The 19,328-nt window shown below is 51.9% G+C and carries 22 protein-coding genes; 15 read left to right on the top strand and 7 right to left on the bottom strand.

Annotation, left to right across the window (positions count from 1 at the left end; genetic code table 11):
• Window positions 1-175 precede the first annotated feature (175 nt).
• The 3 genes from EXW96_RS15980 to EXW96_RS15970 form a co-directional block, all read right to left on the bottom strand.
• Window positions 176-1,552: an MFS transporter gene (locus EXW96_RS15980; RefSeq protein ID WP_074727276.1), complete on the bottom strand. Its 1,377-nt coding sequence runs from the start codon at window positions 1,550-1,552 to the stop codon at window positions 176-178.
• 15 nt (window positions 1,553-1,567) lie between these two features.
• Window positions 1,568-1,780: a MarR family winged helix-turn-helix transcriptional regulator gene (locus EXW96_RS15975; RefSeq protein WP_074727275.1), complete on the bottom strand. Its 213-nt coding sequence runs from the start codon at window positions 1,778-1,780 to the stop codon at window positions 1,568-1,570.
• Window positions 1,781-1,872: 92 nt separating this feature from the next.
• Window positions 1,873-2,538 carry a 3'-5' exonuclease gene (locus tag EXW96_RS15970; RefSeq protein ID WP_054817143.1) on the bottom strand — a complete coding sequence of 222 codons (666 nt, stop codon included), beginning with the start codon at window positions 2,536-2,538 and terminating at the stop codon, window positions 1,873-1,875.
• A 482-nt stretch (window positions 2,539-3,020) separates the two neighbouring features.
• Here EXW96_RS15970 and EXW96_RS15965 point away from each other — a divergent pair, with 482 nt between their 5' ends.
• The 5 genes from EXW96_RS15965 to EXW96_RS15945 all read left to right on the top strand — a co-directional run bounded on the left by EXW96_RS15965 (window position 3,021) and on the right by EXW96_RS15945 (window position 8,262).
• Window positions 3,021-4,046, top strand: a complete 1,026-nt coding sequence (locus tag EXW96_RS15965) for a tripartite tricarboxylate transporter substrate binding protein (RefSeq protein WP_074727274.1) — start codon at window positions 3,021-3,023, stop codon at window positions 4,044-4,046.
• An 18-nt stretch (window positions 4,047-4,064) separates the two neighbouring features.
• A complete protein-coding gene (locus EXW96_RS15960; RefSeq protein WP_074727273.1) occupies window positions 4,065-4,529 on the top strand; it encodes a tripartite tricarboxylate transporter TctB family protein in 465 nt (154 codons plus the stop codon).
• 12 nt (window positions 4,530-4,541) lie between these two features.
• The gene (locus EXW96_RS15955; RefSeq protein ID WP_062406870.1) at window positions 4,542-6,071 is read left to right on the top strand and encodes a tripartite tricarboxylate transporter permease; all 1,530 of its coding nucleotides are present in this window, start codon (window positions 4,542-4,544) and stop codon (window positions 6,069-6,071) included.
• Window positions 6,072-6,198: 127 nt separating this feature from the next.
• Window positions 6,199-6,870: a GntR family transcriptional regulator gene (locus EXW96_RS15950; protein WP_062406872.1), complete on the top strand. Its 672-nt coding sequence runs from the start codon at window positions 6,199-6,201 to the stop codon at window positions 6,868-6,870.
• 48 nt (window positions 6,871-6,918) lie between these two features.
• Window positions 6,919-8,262 carry an MmgE/PrpD family protein gene (locus EXW96_RS15945; RefSeq protein ID WP_074727272.1) on the top strand — a complete coding sequence of 448 codons (1,344 nt, stop codon included), beginning with the start codon at window positions 6,919-6,921 and terminating at the stop codon, window positions 8,260-8,262.
• 107 nt (window positions 8,263-8,369) lie between these two features.
• Here the strand turns inward: EXW96_RS15945 and EXW96_RS15940 are convergent, their stop codons facing one another.
• The 3 genes from EXW96_RS15940 to EXW96_RS15930 form a co-directional block, all read right to left on the bottom strand.
• Window positions 8,370-9,212: a 1,4-dihydroxy-6-naphtoate synthase gene (locus EXW96_RS15940; RefSeq protein ID WP_074727271.1), complete on the bottom strand. Its 843-nt coding sequence runs from the start codon at window positions 9,210-9,212 to the stop codon at window positions 8,370-8,372.
• Complete coding sequence (locus tag EXW96_RS15935; RefSeq protein WP_074727270.1) at window positions 9,209-9,919, bottom strand: futalosine hydrolase; 711 nt, start codon at window positions 9,917-9,919, stop codon at window positions 9,209-9,211. The genes EXW96_RS15940 and EXW96_RS15935 overlap by 4 nt, the downstream gene beginning before the upstream one ends.
• Before the next feature lie 168 nt (window positions 9,920-10,087).
• The gene (locus EXW96_RS15930; protein ID WP_054817149.1) at window positions 10,088-10,303 is read right to left on the bottom strand and encodes a hypothetical protein; all 216 of its coding nucleotides are present in this window, start codon (window positions 10,301-10,303) and stop codon (window positions 10,088-10,090) included.
• A 220-nt stretch (window positions 10,304-10,523) separates the two neighbouring features.
• Here EXW96_RS15930 and EXW96_RS15925 point away from each other — a divergent pair, with 220 nt between their 5' ends.
• Complete coding sequence (locus EXW96_RS15925; protein WP_054817150.1) at window positions 10,524-10,826, top strand: hypothetical protein; 303 nt, start codon at window positions 10,524-10,526, stop codon at window positions 10,824-10,826.
• 33 nt (window positions 10,827-10,859) lie between these two features.
• Complete coding sequence (locus EXW96_RS15920) at window positions 10,860-11,243, top strand: DUF423 domain-containing protein (protein WP_074727269.1); 384 nt, start codon at window positions 10,860-10,862, stop codon at window positions 11,241-11,243.
• A gap of 276 nt (window positions 11,244-11,519) precedes the next feature.
• On the opposite strand, the gene EXW96_RS15915 is transcribed toward EXW96_RS15920, so the two are convergent.
• The gene (locus EXW96_RS15915; RefSeq protein WP_083351207.1) at window positions 11,520-12,020 is read right to left on the bottom strand and encodes a hypothetical protein; all 501 of its coding nucleotides are present in this window, start codon (window positions 12,018-12,020) and stop codon (window positions 11,520-11,522) included.
• A gap of 156 nt (window positions 12,021-12,176) precedes the next feature.
• On the opposite strand from EXW96_RS15915, the gene EXW96_RS15910 reads away from it, so the two are divergent.
• From EXW96_RS15910 to EXW96_RS15875, 8 genes are all read left to right on the top strand, one after another.
• Window positions 12,177-12,479: a YunC family protein gene (locus tag EXW96_RS15910; RefSeq protein ID WP_054817153.1), complete on the top strand. Its 303-nt coding sequence runs from the start codon at window positions 12,177-12,179 to the stop codon at window positions 12,477-12,479.
• A 199-nt stretch (window positions 12,480-12,678) separates the two neighbouring features.
• Window positions 12,679-13,392: a FadR/GntR family transcriptional regulator gene (locus tag EXW96_RS15905; protein WP_074727342.1), complete on the top strand. Its 714-nt coding sequence runs from the start codon at window positions 12,679-12,681 to the stop codon at window positions 13,390-13,392.
• A 123-nt stretch (window positions 13,393-13,515) separates the two neighbouring features.
• Window positions 13,516-14,265, top strand: coding sequence for a (Fe-S)-binding protein (locus EXW96_RS15900; protein WP_062406886.1), 750 nt, complete (start codon window positions 13,516-13,518; stop codon window positions 14,263-14,265).
• On the top strand, window positions 14,243-15,748 hold the full coding sequence (locus tag EXW96_RS15895; RefSeq protein WP_074727268.1) for a LutB/LldF family L-lactate oxidation iron-sulfur protein: 1,506 nt from the start codon (window positions 14,243-14,245) through the stop codon (window positions 15,746-15,748). Before EXW96_RS15900 ends, EXW96_RS15895 begins: the two co-directional genes overlap by 23 nt.
• Window positions 15,741-16,526, top strand: a complete 786-nt coding sequence (locus EXW96_RS15890) for a LutC/YkgG family protein (protein WP_074727267.1) — start codon at window positions 15,741-15,743, stop codon at window positions 16,524-16,526. Before EXW96_RS15895 ends, EXW96_RS15890 begins: the two co-directional genes overlap by 8 nt.
• Window positions 16,527-16,725: 199 nt before the next feature.
• Window positions 16,726-17,481, top strand: a complete 756-nt coding sequence (locus EXW96_RS15885) for an IclR family transcriptional regulator (RefSeq protein WP_074727266.1) — start codon at window positions 16,726-16,728, stop codon at window positions 17,479-17,481.
• Between the two features lie 29 nt (window positions 17,482-17,510).
• Entirely contained in the window at window positions 17,511-18,284 is a 774-nt protein-coding gene (locus EXW96_RS15880) for an SDR family NAD(P)-dependent oxidoreductase (RefSeq protein WP_074727265.1), read from the top strand.
• A 32-nt stretch (window positions 18,285-18,316) separates the two neighbouring features.
• Entirely contained in the window at window positions 18,317-19,228 is a 912-nt protein-coding gene (locus EXW96_RS15875) for a fumarylacetoacetate hydrolase family protein (protein ID WP_054817156.1), read from the top strand.
• Window positions 19,229-19,328: the final 100 nt, after the last annotated feature.

Genomic DNA, 19,328 nt, shown 5'->3' with positions numbered 1-19,328 from the left:
TTAAAATAAGTGCTTGTTACTAAATATATTCAAGTGACCGGGGGATATGTGAGACGGACAGTATGCGTATTTTTTCATTCCATCCGGGCCAATGCGTTATCTTTGTATGAAAAACGGTACAATGATGCGGCCCTTTTTTGTATGATGGTTTGAAAAATGGAACGAAAAAGCCGCTTCAGATTGTTCTTTTGACACCACGGCCCAGCCGGAAATAAAAGATGGTGCACACGACGATCACCATGAATGCCAAAACGGCAAATATGTTGCTGTAGATCAATGCCGGTCTATACAGAAGAAACGGATTGAATTGCAGTGAAGAAGTGCCGAAGTCCAGCATTTTACTGATGATTGTCGTCGCTGTGGCTCCGGAAATGAAATTCATCATCATAAGCAGGCCCATGCCTACTCCGGCCTGTTCTTTCGGCAGGGTCCGGGAAACCAGGTTGGACATGGCGATCTGCATGAACGTTTGTCCCACATTGCCGAATACAAGGAAGATCATGACAATCAACGGCGATAGTCCGGCGACAAGAGACAACGAGCTGAAAGAAATAAACAGCAGGATGACCGCAGTATAGATTAGTTGGGCATTGCCTTTTCCGTCTGCAATTTTTCCGCCCGTTTTACCGAGCAGCGATGCCGTCAGAGCTCCGGGAAACATGATGAATCCGATGACTGCCGGCGCCAAATGATTCAGGTTTGACAGCATAAGAGGAGTGATAAACGGAATTCCGAAGCTGAGTCCGGTGGAGAGAAAAGCAATAAGAATGCCGTAGGTGTACTGTTTGTTACGAAACAAAGCGGGCTGGATGAACGGATGATCGACGCTTCGGATTCGCCAAATAAACAGAACCAGCAGGATCGCTCCAATGAACATCGGCGTCCACGTTCCGTTGGTCACAGCCAGGAGCAAGAAGGCAATCGTCCCGGCCATCAATCCTCCCCCGAGGAGATCGGTTTTCTTAGCGTGCCCTTTGGCGTCGTCCAAATATTTGCGGAAAAACGGCAGCGTCAGCAAAACGAGCAGGGAAAGGCAAAAAAGAAAGCGCCAGCTGGCCAAGCTGGTCACGAAGCCGGCGACAATCGGACCGATAGCCGTACCCAGCGCGAGACCTGCCGTGGTGGTTCCAAGCGCTCTCCCCCGCTTTTCGGGAGAGAAATAACGTACGGGAATCAGCATTCCGGTTGCCGGAATAACGGAAGCCCCCATCGATTGCAGAATTCGCCCGGTGATGACCATCCAGAACTCCGTTGCCATCAGACCAACGATCGATCCCAGAGCGAAAAAGAACAGTCCGAACGTGAGCAGATCCTTCAGCCGGTACGTATCGGCCAGTTTGCCGTAGGTGACCGAACCGATGGCATAGACGATGATATATCCCGTTACGATCCAGCTGACCTGGGATGGCGAGAGATGAAATTCTTCGCTGATCGAAGGCAGTGCGACGTTGAACATCGTTGCGTTCATAACGGATAGAATCAGCGTAAAAAACATAACGCGAAGCAGTTTTTCTCCGGCCTGCGTTTGATTGACGGGTGAAGCGGTGCTCATGAAATATCCTTCTTTCTACAAATAGATCAGATTTGTACGCCTGTCCGTACCATGGGGCAGCCGTTTCACCAGGTTTCTCTTGATCATGTTATCGATTAACCGGGAGATGCTGGGCTCATCTTTTTGCGTAGAACAGGCTAACCGGTTCTGTGTCTGGCCATCCTCCTTTTCCCGTTGGCTTAAGACAGATACAAAAAATACTATAGAATAAAAAGGTTGTTTTAACAAGTTTTTTTCGGCTGATCGGCCGGCGAAGGAAAGGGACCTTCTTCATGAAGGTCCCGGATGAGCTGCAGGCTGTCATCATTGTATCTGCACCGTCAGGAAGCGTCCGGCCGCAGCAGCTTGGCAAGCGCTTGAAAAGGAGAGCTGGCCTCTTCTTCGCCTGAAGAATAAACCACCTCGCTGGAGTATGTATAATCATCCTCAGGCGCGTTGGTCTGCAGCTCGAAATCTTCAAAACGTTTGACGAATACCAAGGCGGTGTTGTACGCATCGTCCAGGGCCCGATGATGACTGCCCTCGAAAGCGATCCCCTCCATTTCCAAGGCCCGCTTCAGGCCGATCTGCTGATACACCTCGCCGCCGGCTTTTTTGGAGTACTGCCGCTGCAGATTGTTGTGGTTTTTGATCCAGTCCGGATCCAGCTTCACTTCGCGGCAGTGGCGGATCAATTGATACTTATCATCGGACCCCCACGCACACAAATAGTAGTCTTCATTCCCGATCCATTGGGTCCACAGCTCGACAGCTTCGCGAAAGTCGGGCGCCCCCGCCATATCTTCCTGCCGGATGCCGGTAAACTCCGTCGTATGCCTGGTTAGCACCGGATTCCCGGACGGCCTGACGAACGTTTGAAATTTGTCTGCAATCTGCAAGCTTCCGTTTACCTCGGCCACTTTCACGGCGCCGATCTCGATAATCTCCGCCAAATGCTGCTGCTTCCGCACGACTGTAAATTCCAAATCGTAAATGATATATATCATCGTGATAAACGCTCCTTCGAATAGATGATACATTCATTGTAACAGATTTTCGGAGCGGGCGGAGAATTTTAGAAGGCGGACGGCAAAACGGGAACAGGATCGGACTATTTTGGCCGGGTATAAAAGTACAAAAACCATATCGCGTGATACTGTTTGTCTGCAGACGCGCGGCGAAATGGTTCATAGATGCAAGAATCTTGTGTTTTGTTTGGCTTCAGTTCAATTAAACCACAACTAAACGGTATACCACTAATTTAAAATGTAAGCGTTTTAAGAATATATATTAAATAGTGAAAATGAAAGAAAATAAGAGATAATTAAGTATTTTATTTAAAAAAATAAGGATATTTTGATTTTGACTAAAAACGAGCTTTTGCGCAATAATTAGCATCAATTGGTATACCATTTAACTAAAGTGGTATACCGGTAAGAGGGGTTCGACGGTTTGTGCGATTTTTTTAAAAAAAGGGAGGATTTTAAAAATGATGAACAAAACATCGGCATCACTGCTTTTGGCTTCCGTGCTCGGGCTACAGCTGCTCACAGGTTGCGGAACAATGGCCACAGAAGGGCAGGGTCAGGGGGCAAGTCCTGCGGCGGCAGAGAAAAAAACATTAGACTTCCCGACGAAATCCGTTACGATTGTGGTTCATACGAAGGCGGGAGGTCCCACAGATACGATGGCTCGCGAATTGGCCAAAGCAGCGGAGCCGTTTTTGGGCAAACCCATACTCATTGAAAATCAACCCGGTGGAAGCGGAGCTTCCCAGATGGCGGAATTAGCTAAAGCCAAGCCGGACGGGTATACGCTTGGAACATTGACCCCTTCTCAAATCGGAATGTGGAACAGCAATTTGAAAGACCAGTTTAACGTAGACAGCTATACTTACGTATCCGGGGTGCAAATCGACCCGTATGTGATTGCTGTTCGCGCGGACAGCCCTTACAAAACGCTGCAGGATCTGGTAAAAGCCATGAAGGAAAAACCCAAAACCCTTAATGTCGGCGGGTATGGCGCAATCGGCTCGGGCCACAATGTAGCATGGAACATTTTTGCCGAAAAAGCGGGTGTGGAAGCCAACTGGGTGCCTTATGAAAGCACCGGTGAAGCGGTTACAGTTCTGTTGGGCAATAATATTGATGTAGCCAATTCCAATCCCGCTCAAGTTTCCCAATATGTCAAGAGCGGTCATTTAAGAGTGCTGGGCGTCATGTCGGATAAGCGTTTGGAAGAATGGCCCGATGTTCCGACCTATAAAGAAGCCGGATATGAAGTGGATACCTCTTGGGCACAATTCAGAGGAATTTATGCGGCTGCCGGGATCCCGGAGGAAGTCCTGGCAAAACTGAACGATGCTTTCGGGAAAGCGATGCAAACGGAAGGATTTAAGAACTATATGAAAAACTCGCAAATGGTGGACGGAACAATGGATCACAAGCAATTTACCGAGTATGTGAAAAAGCAAGACGCCTTGACGAAAGAATGGCTCGGAAAATTGAGCAAGTGATTAAAAGGGAGAGCGAACATGAATAAAACAGTGGATCGATATGCAAGTCTGGTTTTTCTGGCCATCGGAGCTGTTTTCATGTACAAAAGCAGTCAATTGGCGGCCCAAAGCTCGATTGACACAAGCGTAGGGCCCAACGTTTTCCCCTTCGGGCTTGGATTTGTTCTCGTACTGTTAAGTTTCCGGCTGTTATATGAGACCTTTCAATATAAGGGCGAGAGCAAGAAAAAGGCCGCCGCATTGGATTATAAACGATTCGGCATCATCCTGGCCGCCACCATCTTATACGTGCTGCTTCTTGAAGTTCTCGGCTATGTGATTTGTACATTTATTTTTCTTCTGATCGGTTTCCAGACGATGGAAAGAGGAAAGTGGTTCCGGTCCGTTCTGATTTCATTCTTCTTTTCCTTCGGATTGTATTATCTGTATGTCGAAGTTCTTGAAGGTACCTTACCTGGATTACCATCATGGATGGGAATTTAAAGGGGATAAAATATGGACACATTACAGTTTTTATTTACAGGCTTCGGCATCGCCTTTCAATGGCATAACTTGCTCTTCGCCTTTTTCGGGGTGCTGATCGGCACAGCGGTAGGCGTACTGCCGGGAATCGGTCCGATGAGCGGGATCGCCCTGTTAATTCCGGTGACGGCTTCGGTTACAGGCGGACTGGGTCCGGACGAGGCCGCCGCCAGCTCCATTATTTTGCTTGCAGGGGTTTATTACGGAGCGATGTACGGCGGGTCTACCACTTCCATTCTGCTTAATACGCCGGGTGAATCCTCTTCAGTCGTTACGACGTTAGACGGGCACCAAATGGCCAAGCAGGGGAGGGCAGGAGCGGCCTTGGCGATTTCGGCCATCGGATCCTTCGTGGCCGGGATCGTCGCCCTGGTGGCGTTGATCTTTCTGGCGGCTCCTTTATCCAAACTGGCGATTCGTTTCGGTCCGGCAGAATATGTCGCCTTGATGATCCTCGGTTTATGCGCGGTGAGCGGGCTGGCCGGAAAATCGATGACCAAAGCGTTGATGATGACGGTTTTCGGGCTGCTGCTGAGCACGATTGGATTAGATACCGTTTCAGGCGTTGCCCGTTTTACCTTTAATAACCCCGCATTATTTCAAGGGCTTGAATTTTTAACGGTCGCTGTCGGTTTATTCGCGCTCGGTGAAGTGTTTAAAACCATTCTCGAAGGTGATTTCAATACGGGGACCGTCGCCAAAATCCAAAAAGTGATGCCAACGAAGCAGGACATTAAAGTCAGCACCATGCCCATTATCCGCGGATCGTTATTGGGGTTTATTATTGGGGTGCTGCCCGGAGCCGGTGCAACGTTAGCTTCCTTTTTCGCCTATTCCGTAGAGAAGAAGGTGAGTAAAACGCCGGGCAAGTTCGGGCAGGGGGCCATTGAAGGGGTTGCCGCACCTGAATCCGCCAACAACGCAGCGTCGGGGGGAGCGATGATCCCGCTCCTTACCCTTGGCATTCCCGGCTCGGGAACGACGGCTATTCTCATGGGCGCCTTGATTATGTACAACGTGCAGCCGGGTCCTTTGTTGTTTGAGGAGCATCCGACCATCGCCTGGGGACTCATCGCCAGTATGTTTATCGGGAATGTCATGCTGCTGATCCTGAATATGCCGCTTGTGAAGATATTTGCCAAAATTATCGAAACGCCGCCCAAATATTTGATACCCATGATTATAGCCATCTCGATTTTCGGCGTGTACGCCGTGCAGGTATCTGTTTTTGATCTTATGCTGTTGATCGTCTGCGGCCTTGTCGGTTATTTCTTCACTCAGCACGATTTTCCGTTGGCACCCATTGTGCTGGGCCTGGTGTTGGGGCCCATGATTGAAAATAATTTGCGCCGGGCACTGATTACGACCAATGGAAATTATATGATTTTTGTAGAAAGACCGGGCTCCCTGATTTTATTATCCATCGCCGCATTGTGGATCCTGATTCCCATCGTGCTGAAAATGAAAGGGAAAAAAGTGATTGTGAATGACGAGGCGGCTTAAGCGTTGCAAAAATCGACAATTTAACCCGATCCGGGCTTCCCTCTCTCATGAGAACGTCAAGCAGGTTGAAAAATGGAAAAAACATGAGAAAATAATGAAACAACACATTTGAGTGGGGGATGTACAATTGGCGGAGGAATTCAACACCAAAGTAGACGGAGTATATGAGTATATTTTTGATGCGATCAAAAGGGGGGATTTTCATTCGGATAAGATTCTTTCGGAGCGTGAATTAGGCAATTTGCTCGGCGTTAGCCGAACGCCCATTCGCGAAGCTTTTCGTAAACTGGAAAAAGAGGGACTGGTACAGTACGAGCCTCATAAAGGCGTCAGGGTCATCTCTTTCTCTCATGAAAAAATACGCCACCTGTATGAAGTCAGGGAAATGCTAGAAGGCTTGGGAGCCCGGTTGTTATCCCAGCACCCCAACCAATCCGCTATTCAAAGGCTTCACAAGCTGTTGGAGCAGGCCGAGCAGGCGGCGGAACAAGGCAATATCGCCCTGTTATCCAAAATTAACGCCCAATTTCATATGGGTATTGCATCAGGCTCCGAAAATGTGTATTTAATCCATGCCTTGCAAACGCTGCAGTCCCATATCACCATTATTATGGCCAAGTCTCTTTCGCAAAGCGGCAGACCCGTGGAAAACCTGAAGGAGCATTGGCTGATACTCAATGCCATTGAGAGCAGAGACCCGGAATTGGCAGAGGTGACGGCCAAATTCCATATTCGGAATGCATATTCCAATGCCATAAAACAACTCGATCGCCGCAATGAAGATAACGATGCCCCCTAACTGGCAGGGGGAATTCATAAAAAATAGGATGAATAGGGAGAGAACAAGATGATTACACAAACGCTGGTACACAATTGCCTAAATACAAAGTGGGAAGATATTCCGCAGGAAGTCATTCAGCATGCAAAGAAAAGTATTTTAAATTGGATGGGCGTTGCCGTCGGTGCGGCTTATCATCCTTCGGTAGACATGCTGTTGAGCTTGAAGGAAGACCTACAGTCTACCGAACAGGTGTCTATTTTTGGGAGAAAAGAGAAGGCCGATATATTGTTCTCCAGCTTGATTAACGGCATGAGCTCTCACATTTTCGATTATGATGACACCCATCTGGATACGATCCATCATCCCAGCGGACCCGTGGCCCCTGTTTGCTTTGCGCTGGCTGAAAAATACGGCCTGAGCGGCAAACAAGTACTGCGTGCTTTTATTCTTGGAGTAGAAGCGGAGCTGCGGATCAGCAATGCCGTTTATCCAAGTCATTATCATCTGGGATGGCATATTACGAGTACGGCCGGTGTATTCGGCTCCGCCATTGCCGCAGGAATATTGCTGGAATTGAATGAAGAGCAAATGCTGTATGCTTTAGGTATAGCCGGAACCCAAGCATTTGGGCTGCGTGAAATGTTCGGCACGATGACCAAGCCTTTCCACCCCGGAAAAGCGGCCGAGAACGGATTGCTTGCCGCATTGCTGGCACAAAAAGGATTTACCAGCTCCAAGCAAGTTCTTGAAGCCAAAAGGGGCTTCGCCAATGTATTGGCACCGGAACATGATCTCGACAAGGTCAACGTGAATTGGGGAACCCAGTGGGAAACGCTTAAAAATGCATTTAAACCTTATGCCTGCGGTATCGTTCTTCATCCGGCCATTGATGCGTGCATTGCCTTGGGGAAAAAAGTTGCCGATCCCGCTCTTGTAAAAGAAATCGAAATTACCGTCAATCCATACGTGCTTGAGTTGACGGGAAAACCTGAGCCGCAAACCGGATTGGAAGGGAAATTCAGTATCTACCATACAGGAGCTATTGCTTTTCTCGATGGCGATGCCAGTGAAGAACAGTATCAGGATGCCAAAGTGCTGGATCCGCGGACGATCGAATTCAGAAATAAAATCAAACCCGTGGTCAATGAAGCATTCGAAGAGGACGAATGTGCAGCGAAGCTCACCACAGTAGACGGGAATGTGATTGAATACCGGGTGAAGCATGCTACAGGCAGTATTGAAAATCCGATGACAGACGAGATGCTCTGCAGCAAATTCAGAAAATTGGTGAAAGGAATCCTGGACAGCGAGAATACAGAGGCTATCATTCAGAAGCTCTATGAGCTGGACTCGGTAGAAGATATCAATGAGATTATTCCATACTGCACCCAATCCAAAGTATCTGCGTAAATACTTGATCTTTTAATCCCCTTCTTCAAGGGGACAGAACCCTTATAACCCAACCAAAAGAAACCCTCCGTACCATAGATCGCATGGTTCCGGAGGGTTTTTACGTTTCAATGATTTTTGTTTCTTAAAGCGGCAAAATCAACCGCCGGTATCAGTCCTTCTTCAAACGCCCTGCGGAGCAAAGTCGTAACCGCGGCGTATCCGTCTTCGCCTAAGTCCGCGGTGAATTCGTTAACGTATAAATCGATGTGAGCTTGCGCGACTTTGGGATCCATTTCCTGAGCGTGACTCAGGATGTAATCCCGTGACGCTTCCGGATGTGCCCAGGCATATTCGACAGACGCACGGGTCCACCGGGCAATGGCATCAAGGTCCAGAGAACGATGGGCTATGATCGCACCCAGCGGAATGGGAAAGCCGGTATCACCCTCCCACCAGTTTCCCAGGTCGACCAGAAGAGAAAGCCCGTACGACGGGTAGGTGAAGCGCGCTTCGTGGATAACCAATCCGGCGTCGATCGAGCCGTCTCGTACCGCTGGCATGATTTCGTGAAATGGCATCACCACAATCTCGCCCACGCCTCCCGGTACTTGCTGGGCCGCCCACAGCCGAAACAGCAGATAGGCGGTCGAGCGTTCGCTTGGCACCGCAATCCGCCGGCCGGACAATATCGAAGGGTCATTCGTGCCGTCCTTCGTCAGCACCAGCGGCCCGCAGCCTCTGCCGAGCGCGCCGCCGCACGGTAAGAGGGCATATTCGGACATCGCCCAAGGTAGAGCCGCATAGGAGATTTTAAGCACTTCCGGCCCGCTGCCATTGGCCGCCAGGTTATTGGTGATATCGATGTCTGCATACTGCACGTCCAGCTTCGGCGCACCGGGCAGCAGCCCATGCGCCCAGGCATGAAAAACAAAAGTATCGTTGGGACAAGGTGAAAAGGCGATTTTCATAGTTGAGCCTCCCTCAGGATTGTACTTGCTGCTTCTAACGCATTCAGGGCGTCCCCGATTCGCCACGCGTCACGGTCCCTTGGGCCAACCGGGTTGGAAATCGCGCGGATTTCCAAAACGGGTATGCCAAATTTGACGGCGGCCGCAGCCACGCCATAACCTTCCATTCCTTCTGCAGCGGCACCCGGGATCCGGGCGGACAGTGCTGCAGCGGTAGCGGCCGTACCCGTTACCGTCGACACCGTCAGGACCGGACCCGTATGTACCGGCAGCCCGGCATTCCGGAGTGCCTCCGTCACCCGTTCAACCAGGCTGCCGTGGGCGTGTACGCGGGCTGTACCGAACCCCAGCTTGTCCAGACTGACGAAGCCCTCGGGGGTCTCGGCTCCCAGATCGGCGGCGACCATCTCCTCGGCGACAACCAGGGAGCCGATGGGAGCCCGTCCCGGGAACCCGCCGCCGATTCCGGCGCTAATCACCAGGTCATAATCGGACTTGGCCGACGCCAGGACCGCCGCAGTGCCGACTGCGGCGGCTATCGGACCAACGCCTGCTGCCAGGACGTCAAATCGGCCGTCCCCCTTCAGCCCCCGGCATATCGCATCCTTCTCGGCGTCGACGGCCGTTATCACAAGAATCCGTTTTCTCCGTTCCTCCGGCCCGGAGTTAGGGAAAAGCGACGCATCCTCGATGTGATAGATTTCCATTGGTATAATCCCCTTTTTCGTCTTTCAAAAAAGCGTAATGCGTAAAGGAGTTTACTCCCGGTCGTGTATCAAACATTATTATTATAGTACTTCAGCCGGACTTGAACAAATGCTGCCAAGCCATGACCTTCTGAAATGCCGGATACTTGCCCACCGGTTAACGGAGAGTCAGCCGTAAGCTTTGCCTTTGGTCAGTATACAGGGTACGCCTTTACCCACAGCACCGGGCAGCGACATTTTTTGCAGGTAGCGCCGTCCTCTTTCGCATTTGAGACAGCGTGCGCAGACATCTGAGGTGACAACCTTCATATTGAACCGGTTTTTATCAATGGAGGATGGGGGGGTTTTCTTTTTGAAATTTTTGTTTTTGCTCACCGTTTTCATCTCCTAAGGCTTGGATGTTGCATATTATGACGGAATGCTTCGTTTTGCCACCCGAGCGGAAAGCCGGAGATCGTTTTTTTGCTGAGCTCGAAATGATGATGTCAAATCCTGTTGAAAAAAGAGGAATGCAGGGATGCCGTGTTGAATCACTAAAGGTATTCGGGGTACGGATTCATAAGCCGGCCGTACGGCGGTACCCTTTAACCGAAGGAGGAAGGCAATGAAGTATATGATCTGCCAAATGGTCAAAATTGTAGATATGAATGACGAGATCATGTCTGAGGTCTTGTTCAACCATGGAGAATATGAAGCGGCGATGCTGTCCGTAGGGTCTACCGTGGTTTCATATCCGTTGGGACTTAAAGAATTTGAAGTGGTACATGATAAAAGAGAAGGCAGACGGGAGCGCTTCAGGGTGATTGATGTCGAATTCGATTTGATCGCTCAACCGACGTCTACCCGTGTCTTTCTTGAACCGGTCACTTTGATCATCGGTCAGCATGATGTCGGACAGATGGTTTAAGCGGGTCCGAAGAGATGGGGGGGTGAGCAGAGAATGAACAGAACGTTTGTCGCCATCGGCAGCATCTGCGCGCTTTTGTCCGTCGCGTTCGGCGCGTTCGGTGCGCATGGATTGAAAGAGGTGTTGACGCCGAACATGCTGGCAAACTACCAGACCGGCGTGCAGTACCAAATGATGCATTCGCTGGGGCTGATCGCCATAGGACTGTGCGCATCGATTCTTCCGGCCGGCGGACATCTGCGCCGTGCAGGGTGGTTTATGCTGATCGGCATCATCTTGTTCTCGGGAAGTCTTTATGTTTTGAGTATAACGGGCATTACGGCACTCGGAGCGATTACTCCGATCGGGGGCATTGCCTTTTTGTTGGGGTGGCTGTTTCTGGCGCTTGCGGCTTGGAAAAGCCCGTCCGAATCATAATTCAACACAGAGATCGTCCGGTGCACCGGGCGTTTTTTTATGCTTTCGGAGCAGCCGTAATGGCTGCCGACCGATAAGTTGCGGATCGGCATCTCCTTCGTCGGGGAAGGGCGTCACCCAAGGCGGCGATGCGAACATTGCAGCCGTCCATGATGCCGATGACAGCACATCGGAGTCTGCGTGTGAGCGCCGAAAGGGGTGAAACGGAAGAAGAGCTTGAATTCCTGCGGAGTCATCTGTGCAATGAAGTTCAAGGCTATTCTTCGTACTTACCCATTAGTGAATTTCATAATCGTCGATTTCGTTGATTTTAAACAGATAGACTTTTTTCTCGTCTACATGATAGACCGTCACGTTCCCGCTTGCCGAGTCTACGCTGATGATCCGACAGGGCATGCTGAGCTTGATGCCCTTGCCCTTGACGACGGACAGCCGGAGCAGGGTATTGTTCTGCTGGAACGTCATCATTTTTTCCCAGATCAGCTTGTGAGGATCGTTCTCCTGAAGGGAAGGCTCATTGGCCTTGCCGTCTCTCTTGTCTTCGGGCGAAGATGTCGTCGACTCTGCCCGCACGGTACTTTTTTTGATCACCGTTTCATTCAGAGCCTTTTTGATTTTTTTACCTAATTCCACTCCTTGCTTGATTTGATAATCCTCGACATCGTTGGTATTCAACAAGTGCAGCAGTGTTTCCAAGGCACGCCCGTTGGTTTCATCCTCTATCATGATGTCTACGTTGAACAAAAATTTGCGCTTGCGCGGATTGACTTTCTCCATAGGCGTCTCCTCTTAATTGAAATAGGTATATTATACTATACCACTATTTTATCATGAAAAGCAGCAGGGACCTTATAGATGCATAACGTCAATGGCACGCATGGGGCAGAGCATACATATACTGACAGCACAAGGTCATTAAGAGGAGTGCTTATCATGATGCGATTGGAACCGATTGATATGGGAGGACGCATCGCTCTCGCGGTCGAAGTGAAGCTGCCCAAAACAACGCTGCTCGCCGTGACTACGGATAGAGGCTATATCATGTGCGGGGCCTTAGACGTCGGACTATTGAACGAGCGGCTGAAAGAAAGAGGGATTATCGCCGGTCGGGCAACGGGGGTCAGGACGATTGAGGAGCTGCTGGAAGCCCCCTTGGAATCTGTAACCTATGGTGCGGTGGAGCTCGGCATCGTGCCGGGGATGATCGGAAAAGATGCGGTTGCACGGATGTTTTAACCAAAGGAAAGCCGCCGGGCGTTGTTCGGCGGTTTATTTTTAGCACATAGATAATCCGGGGGCTTGGAAGGTGCCGGGCGGCGTTGAATGGACGGTTTGGGTATGGGAAGGCCCGGGGACGCGATCCCGTCTGGTTGTGCTCCTTGAGAATCCGGGTATAATGAATATCGGAGGCAACGACAGACAGGGGGAGTCATGGTTGGAAATCCAAAAGATCAGAACGCACAAAATCTATGAAGCCATAGCGGAGCAAATCAAGGAGCAGATTGTGTCTGGCGGATTGAAGCCCGGAGAGAAGCTCCCTTCAACGAAAGAGCTGTCCGAACGCTTTCAGGTAGGCCGCTCAACTGTCAGGGAAGCGCTCAGCGCCCTGAAGGCCATGGGGCTGGTAGAGATTTATCAGGGCGAGGGCAGCTATGTGCGAAGTATCGAATCGCGGGATGTGGGGCTGCCGGAGTTCGATTCGCTGCTGATGAGCAAGGAGACGGTGCTGGAGCTGATCGAGGCGCGGAAGGCGCTGGAGATTGCCGGGGCAGGTATGGCGGCCGAGAAGCGGACGGACGAGGATCTTCGTAAATTTGAGGCGGTGCTGAAGCGGATGGAGGCATACCTCGGCGATGAGGAAGAAGGAGAACGGTCGGACATCGAATTTCACTTGATCTTGTCCGAGGCCACACATAATTCAATCATGGTCCGGCTGATCGATTCGATCTCGTCCCAGATGCAGACGGCGATCCGTGAGACCCGCAGGCTGGAGATGTACGCCAACCGCCAGGTATCCATACGGCTTTGGCAGGAGCATCAAGCGGTATATGAAGCCATTCGCGGCCAAAATGCGGCGGCGGCACAAGAACAAATGGGGCGCCATCTGGCCCACGTCGAGCAGATCCTGCTGAAATTTCTGAAAAAGTAGTGCCGTCGGCATGGAAGCGAGATTGGAGGAACGCCCCGAAATGGACCCGACCCCCTTTTCAAAACGTAACTTATCTGATAACCTGATAAGTGAGTGAACTCATAATGAAAAGGATGGATTCCCATGAGAGTTTCCTTATTTATTACCTGCCTGGCCGATCAGTTGTACCCGGAGGTCGGCGAGAGCGTCGTCCGGCTTTTGCACCGGTACGGCTGCGAGGTGGATTTCCCGGAGCTGCAAACCTGCTGCGGCCAGCCTGCATACAACAGCGGCTATCAAGATGAAGCCCGTGAAGTGGCGCGCAATTGGATTCGCGCATTCGAGCACAGCGATTATGTGGTATCGCCGTCGGGCTCCTGTACGGGAATGGTGCATCATTACTATCCGTCATTGTTTGAGAACGAACCGGAATGGAAGGCAAAAGCGGAACGGCTGATTGAAAAAACGTACGAGTTTTCCCAATTTATGGTCAATGTGCTGGGGATAAAGGATTTGGCTGCGGAGTTTCCGGAAAAAGTCACTTATCATCCGTCCTGTCATGCCATGCGTCTTCTTGGCGTCAGGGAGGAGCCCGGCACGCTGCTGGCCCATGTGAAAGGGCTGGAGCTGATCGATCTACCGTATAAAGAGGACTGCTGCGGCTTCGGCGGCACGTTCGCGGTTAAAATGGCGGACATGTCGGAGGCCATGGTGTGCGAGAAAGCGGCCAACGTCTGCTCGACCAACGCCAGCGTGCTTGTCGGTACGGATATGGGCTGTCTGATGAATATCGGCGGCCGTTTAAATAAAGAAAATAAGCCGGTACGCGTCATGCATTTGGCGCAGCTGCTGGAGGAAGGGGTGAAGCGGGGTGAGTCGGCAGGTCGCAAATGAAAAGGAACTGATCGGGACAGGGCTGAAGCAGCGGACGGAGGAAGCGCTGGCGGATGATTTTCTTCGCAAAGCGGTAGCGTTTACAACCGATAAGCTGAAGACCGGCAAGAAAATGGCGACGGATGATTTTGGCCAGTGGGAGGAATGGCGGGAACGCGGACGGCAGATCCGAAAGCACGTTGTGGACAACCTGGATTACTACCTGACGCAATTCTCGGACAATGTTGCCAAGGCCGGCGGACATGTGTACTTCTGCCGTACCGGGGATGAGGCGGTCCAAACGTTCATGGGCATTGCCGAAAAACGCCGCGCCAAGCTGGTCGCCAAGGGCAAATCCATGGTGTCGGAGGAAATTCATCTGAATCGTCACCTCGAAGAACGGGGCATAGAAGCCATTGAGACGGACCTGGGTGAATATATTTTGCAGCTGGCCAAAGAAACGCCTTCCCATCTGATCATCCCGGCCATTCACAAAAACAAGCAGCAAATCGCCGACCTGTTCTCGGCAGAGGCGGGGGAATCGTTCCTGCCGGAAACCAAGGTGCTCGCCCGGTATGCCAAACAGCGGCTCCGCGACTATTTCCTCCAAGCGGATATCGGAATGACTGGCTGCAATTTCGGCGTAGCCGAATCGGGTGCGATCACGCTGGTGTCTAATGAAGGCAACGGGCGGATGGTGAGCACGATCCCCGAATGCCATGTCGTAATCATGGGAATGGAGCGGCTGGTGCCCACCTACGATGACCTTGAGGTCGTGCTGAACCTGCTTGCCAGGAGTGCGACGGGGCAGAAGCTGACCACGTATACCTCCATGATTACGGGACCGCGCCGCGAAGGGGAGCTTGACGGACCGGAGGAGCTTCATGTGATCATACTGGATAACGGGCGGTCGGCACAGCTCGGAGACCCGGTTTTTCAAGAGGTGCTGCACTGCATCCGCTGCGCGGCATGTCTGAATGTTTGTCCTGTGTACCGTCACGTGGGCGGACACACTTACGGAAGCGTATACAGCGGCCCGATCGGAGCCGTACTGACACCGCTGCTGCAGCAGGACATGAAGGAAGCGGGGCAGCTGGCCTACGCCTCCAGCTTATGCGGGGCATGCTATGAAGCGTGTCCGGTGAAGATACCGCTGCATGACATGCTTGTGCAGCTTCGGGCGCGTAAGGTGCGGCTTGGGTTGACGCCGCTGGCCGAACGCGTGGCTTTCAAGACGTTCCAGACAACGTTTGGCAGCGTCAAGCTGTATCGGATGGCGACGAAGTCCGCCTATTATCTGATGAAGCCGTTTGTGAGCAAAGGCGTGATCAAAAAAGCGCCCGGACCGGCAGCGGGCTGGACGCAGTCACGCCATTTTCCAATGAAGCCGAAGCAGTCGTTCCGCGAGCGGTGGCGGGAGCTGCAGCAGGAGCTAAAGCGGGAAAGTGCCGGACGTGCAGGCGCTTTGACAAATCGAAACGGGGAGGAGCAGCGCTATGACTAAGGGTACAATCCAAGGCAGAGATGCATTTATCGGCAGTTTGTCTTCGCGGCTTGGACGCAGCTCTGTACCTCGTACAGCTCCGGCTCATCCTTTTCGGGGCGCGCCGCAATGGTATAAAGACTTGGATCGCACAGTGGAAGAGAAAATCTCGCTGTTTACCGAGAATTGGACGGCTTTGACAGGCAAGGTGCTCATTGTGGAAGCTTCTGAGGCCAAGCAGCGGATCGGCGCATGGCTGAAGGAGATCGCTGCCGAGCTCGGTGTAACGCACGTCTCCCGTTGGGAACACGAGGAGCTGAAGGCGCTCGGATTGGATGAGGCGCTCAAGGAAGCAGGCATCGAGGTTATACCGTGGGTGGAGCCCGTCAATTCGGGCGAGCTGGAATTTCAGCCTGAGGCGGGCGTGGAGGAGCTGCCTGAATCTAACTGGGCCAAGCGCAGCGAGCTGCTGAAGCGTACGGAGCGGTGCCAGCTCGGGATCGTATGGCCGGATTATGCCGTAGCGAATACAAGCACCTTAGTGCTTCAGTGCTCTCCGCAGAGAGGCCGGTCGGTCAGCCTGTTGACGGACATTTTGTTTGCCGTGTTCCGCGCCGGCCAGCTGGTGAACCGGATGGGGGAAGCGTTTGAGCGGATTACCCGGGATAAATCGTCGCCGGAGCAGTACGCTTCATCTCTCAATCTGATCACCGGCCCGAGCCGAAGCGCGGATATCGAGAACGACCTGACGATCGGAATTCACGGCCCCGGCAAAGTATATGCCGTTATTATTAAATAAGCCTTTCACTTTCCCCGCTGATCGCACAAGAAGGCTGCGCATGCGGGGTTTTGTCATTTCACGGGAAAGGGGGCAGTCTGCCGCGATTCTGCATAATTTCCGATTGACATATCAAGAAGCCGGGTGCTACTATGAAGATGTAATATACAAAACCTTGGTTTATTATAGTAAACCTATGGTGTAACAGCATGGAGGTTGCATGGAAAAGAAGTATTGGGTACCGGCACTCGAAAAAGCGAACGATGTGCTGCAGGTGATCGCCCAGCAGCCGTCCGGGCTGAAGCTGATCGATCTGTCCAAGCGGTTGGCCATCCATAAAAGCTCCATGTTTTCCTTGTTGAATACGATGGAAGCGCTTGAATGGGTTGTGCGCGAGAGCGACGGCACCTATTCGCTGGGCTCCAGACTAGGCTATATTGGAAACGCTTTTTTCAAACAGTTCAGCTTGATCGACCGTTTCCGCAAGGAGGCTTCCATCACGAAGCATATAATTAAGGAGACGATCCAGCTGGCGAAGCTGGAGGGGCGCGAGGTGCTGTATTTAGCCAAGGAAGAGATGCCCTCTCCCGTACGCCTTGCTTCGGAACCCGGGATCAAGTTTCCCGCCCATGCCACGGCGCTGGGGAAAGTGATGCTGGCTTTTCAAGACCGGGCCGAGCTGGATGCTCTGTACACTTCAGGGGAGCTGGAACCGAGGCTTACGCCTCATACGCTTCAATCGCGCGAGGAGCTGTACCGTCAGTTGGCCGAGGTCAGAGCAAACGGGTGTGCATATGATTTGCAGGAGGCGGTGATGGGCTTTAGCTGTGTGGCGGCGCCGGTGCGAGACGCGGACGGCAAGGTCATAGCGGCGATCAGCTGCTCCATGTTCCAGCACGAATGGGAGGAGAAGCGGGAACTCGCCAAAGAGGAGATCTGCGCCTTGGCCAAACGATTGTCACAAAACCCGCAATAACGGAGTAAAAAGCAAAGGATGTGATTCCCGTGAGATTGCAGAACAAAATTACGCTGATCACCGGTTCCGGATCGGGCATAGGCAGAAGCTCGGCGCTGTTGTTTGCAAGAGAAGGCGCGACCGTGATCGTCAACGACCTGCATGAGGACAAAGGGCAGGAAACGGTGGAGGACATTCAAGCCGCCGGAGGCCAGGCCATATTCGTGCAGGCGAATGTGACGAACCCGGAATCGGTGCAAGCGATGGTAGACACCGTGATTGGCCGGTACGGACGTATCGACGTTCTGTTCAACAATGCCGGCGTCAGCGGTGTCGGCGCCATACACGAAGTGGAGCCGGAGGCTTGGGACCGTGTTATCAGCGTCAATATCCGGGGCGTTTATTTGCCTTGCAAATTCGTGCTGCCCTATATGATGGAGCGCAGGGAAGGCTCGATCATCAACATGTCCTCGTGCATTGCCGAAATCGGACTCGCCCGGCGAGCTTCCTATTCCGCAAGCAAGGGAGCGGTGCTGGCCTTGACCAAATCAATGCAGGTCGATTATGCGTCTTACAATATTCGCGTCAATGCATTGCTGCCGGGGACCATTTTTACGCCGTTTGTCGAAGATTACCTCAAAAAGTCTTACGACAATCCGGAGGAAGCGATCGAGTCGATCAAAAAGCGTCAGCTGAGCGGCGAGCTAGGCCGTCCGGAGGATGTGGCGAATGCGGCATTGTTCCTCGCATCGGACGAATCCCGGTTCATGATGGGCTCCCCGCTGTACATTGATGGCGGAGCCACGTTCGGGAAGAATGCCTGATAAAACAAAACTGTTGAGGAGGATATGCAATTATGAAACTGCTTACATTTTTGGAGAATGGAAACGCTCAACTTGGCGTGAAAACAGACCGGGGCGTCATACATATTGGAAAAGCGATTCAAACGCTGCAAAATGCGGGACAGACGGTTCCGCAAACCGTACATGAAGTGATCGAAGGCGGCCCGGCGGCGGTCAGCGCGCTGCAGAATTTCGTTGATCAGGCTTTGGCGGCGGGCGGCAGCGAAGCGTATGTGCTGGATGAATCCAAGCTGACCTTTGGACCTTGCGTAACCCATCCGAACAAAATCATTTGTGTCGGACTGAATTACCGGAAGCATGCAGAGGAGACGAATTCGCCGATTCCGAAATATCCGATATTGTTTAACAAGTTCAACAATACGTTAACCGGCCACGGACATGATGTGCCGCTGCCCGTGAGCGTCAGCAGCAAAGTGGACTATGAAGCCGAGCTCTGCATTGTGATCGGCAAGCAGGCGAAATATGTGGCGAAAGAAAACGCGCTGGATTATGTGTTTGGCTACTGCAACGTGAACGATCTGTCCGCCCGCGATCTGCAAATGCGTACGCAGCAGTGGCTGCTCGGTAAGTCCTGCGATGGCTTCAGTCCGCTTGGACCGTACTTGGTGACGGCCGATGAAGTCGGCAACCCGAACAACCTCGGCATTCGCAGCATCGTAAACGGTGAAGTGCGGCAAAATTCCAATACGTCGGATATGATATTCCATTGCGACGAAATCGTTAGCTACATTTCTCAACATATGACGCTGGTACCGGGGGACATCATTCTAACGGGAACACCGGAGGGTGTGGTTATGGGATATCCGGAGGATAAGCAGGTCTACCTTAAAGACGGCGATGTCGTGACGATCGAGATCGAGAAGCTCGGTTCGTTGACGAACCGTATGGTGAATGAACGGGTTTAATGCCATCATAAGAGGACGGCCGTCACCCGAATAATGGAGGCAGGACATATTGCAGCGGAAGCTGATGCGCCTGTGACGGATGCTTGCGATCTTGCAGCGG

Source organism: Paenibacillus sp. JMULE4 (genome assembly GCF_013337105.1).
GTDB classification, from domain to species: domain Bacteria; phylum Bacillota; class Bacilli; order Paenibacillales; family NBRC-103111; genus Paenibacillus_G; species Paenibacillus_G naphthalenovorans.
Note: the sequence above shows the minus strand (reverse complement) of the source record. Positions and strands in the feature narration are given on the sequence as shown.

What these genes read in the sequence shown, in the direction of transcription:
- EXW96_RS15900 (WP_062406886.1), top strand. Translation starts at nt 13,516, where the DNA reads ATGAGAGTTTCCTTATTTATTACCTGCCTGGCCGATCAGTTGTACCCG.
- EXW96_RS15980 (WP_074727276.1), bottom strand. Translation starts at nt 1,552, where the DNA reads ATGAGCACCGCTTCACCCGTCAATCAAACGCAGGCCGGAGAAAAACTG.
- EXW96_RS15890 (WP_074727267.1), top strand. Translation starts at nt 15,741, where the DNA reads ATGACTAAGGGTACAATCCAAGGCAGAGATGCATTTATCGGCAGTTTG.
- EXW96_RS15960 (WP_074727273.1), top strand. Translation starts at nt 4,065, where the DNA reads ATGAATAAAACAGTGGATCGATATGCAAGTCTGGTTTTTCTGGCCATC.
- EXW96_RS15915 (WP_083351207.1), bottom strand. Translation starts at nt 12,020, where the DNA reads ATGGAGAAAGTCAATCCGCGCAAGCGCAAATTTTTGTTCAACGTAGAC.
- EXW96_RS15955 (WP_062406870.1), top strand. Translation starts at nt 4,542, where the DNA reads ATGGACACATTACAGTTTTTATTTACAGGCTTCGGCATCGCCTTTCAA.
- EXW96_RS15925 (WP_054817150.1), top strand. Translation starts at nt 10,524, where the DNA reads ATGAAGTATATGATCTGCCAAATGGTCAAAATTGTAGATATGAATGAC.
- EXW96_RS15965 (WP_074727274.1), top strand. Translation starts at nt 3,021, where the DNA reads ATGATGAACAAAACATCGGCATCACTGCTTTTGGCTTCCGTGCTCGGG.
- EXW96_RS15875 (WP_054817156.1), top strand. Translation starts at nt 18,317, where the DNA reads ATGAAACTGCTTACATTTTTGGAGAATGGAAACGCTCAACTTGGCGTG.
- EXW96_RS15920 (WP_074727269.1), top strand. Translation starts at nt 10,860, where the DNA reads ATGAACAGAACGTTTGTCGCCATCGGCAGCATCTGCGCGCTTTTGTCC.
- EXW96_RS15940 (WP_074727271.1), bottom strand. Translation starts at nt 9,212, where the DNA reads ATGAAAATCGCCTTTTCACCTTGTCCCAACGATACTTTTGTTTTTCAT.
- EXW96_RS15945 (WP_074727272.1), top strand. Translation starts at nt 6,919, where the DNA reads ATGATTACACAAACGCTGGTACACAATTGCCTAAATACAAAGTGGGAA.
- EXW96_RS15935 (WP_074727270.1), bottom strand. Translation starts at nt 9,919, where the DNA reads ATGGAAATCTATCACATCGAGGATGCGTCGCTTTTCCCTAACTCCGGG.
- EXW96_RS15885 (WP_074727266.1), top strand. Translation starts at nt 16,726, where the DNA reads ATGGAAAAGAAGTATTGGGTACCGGCACTCGAAAAAGCGAACGATGTG.
- EXW96_RS15910 (WP_054817153.1), top strand. Translation starts at nt 12,177, where the DNA reads ATGATGCGATTGGAACCGATTGATATGGGAGGACGCATCGCTCTCGCG.
- EXW96_RS15970 (WP_054817143.1), bottom strand. Translation starts at nt 2,538, where the DNA reads ATGATATATATCATTTACGATTTGGAATTTACAGTCGTGCGGAAGCAG.
- EXW96_RS15930 (WP_054817149.1), bottom strand. Translation starts at nt 10,303, where the DNA reads ATGAAAACGGTGAGCAAAAACAAAAATTTCAAAAAGAAAACCCCCCCA.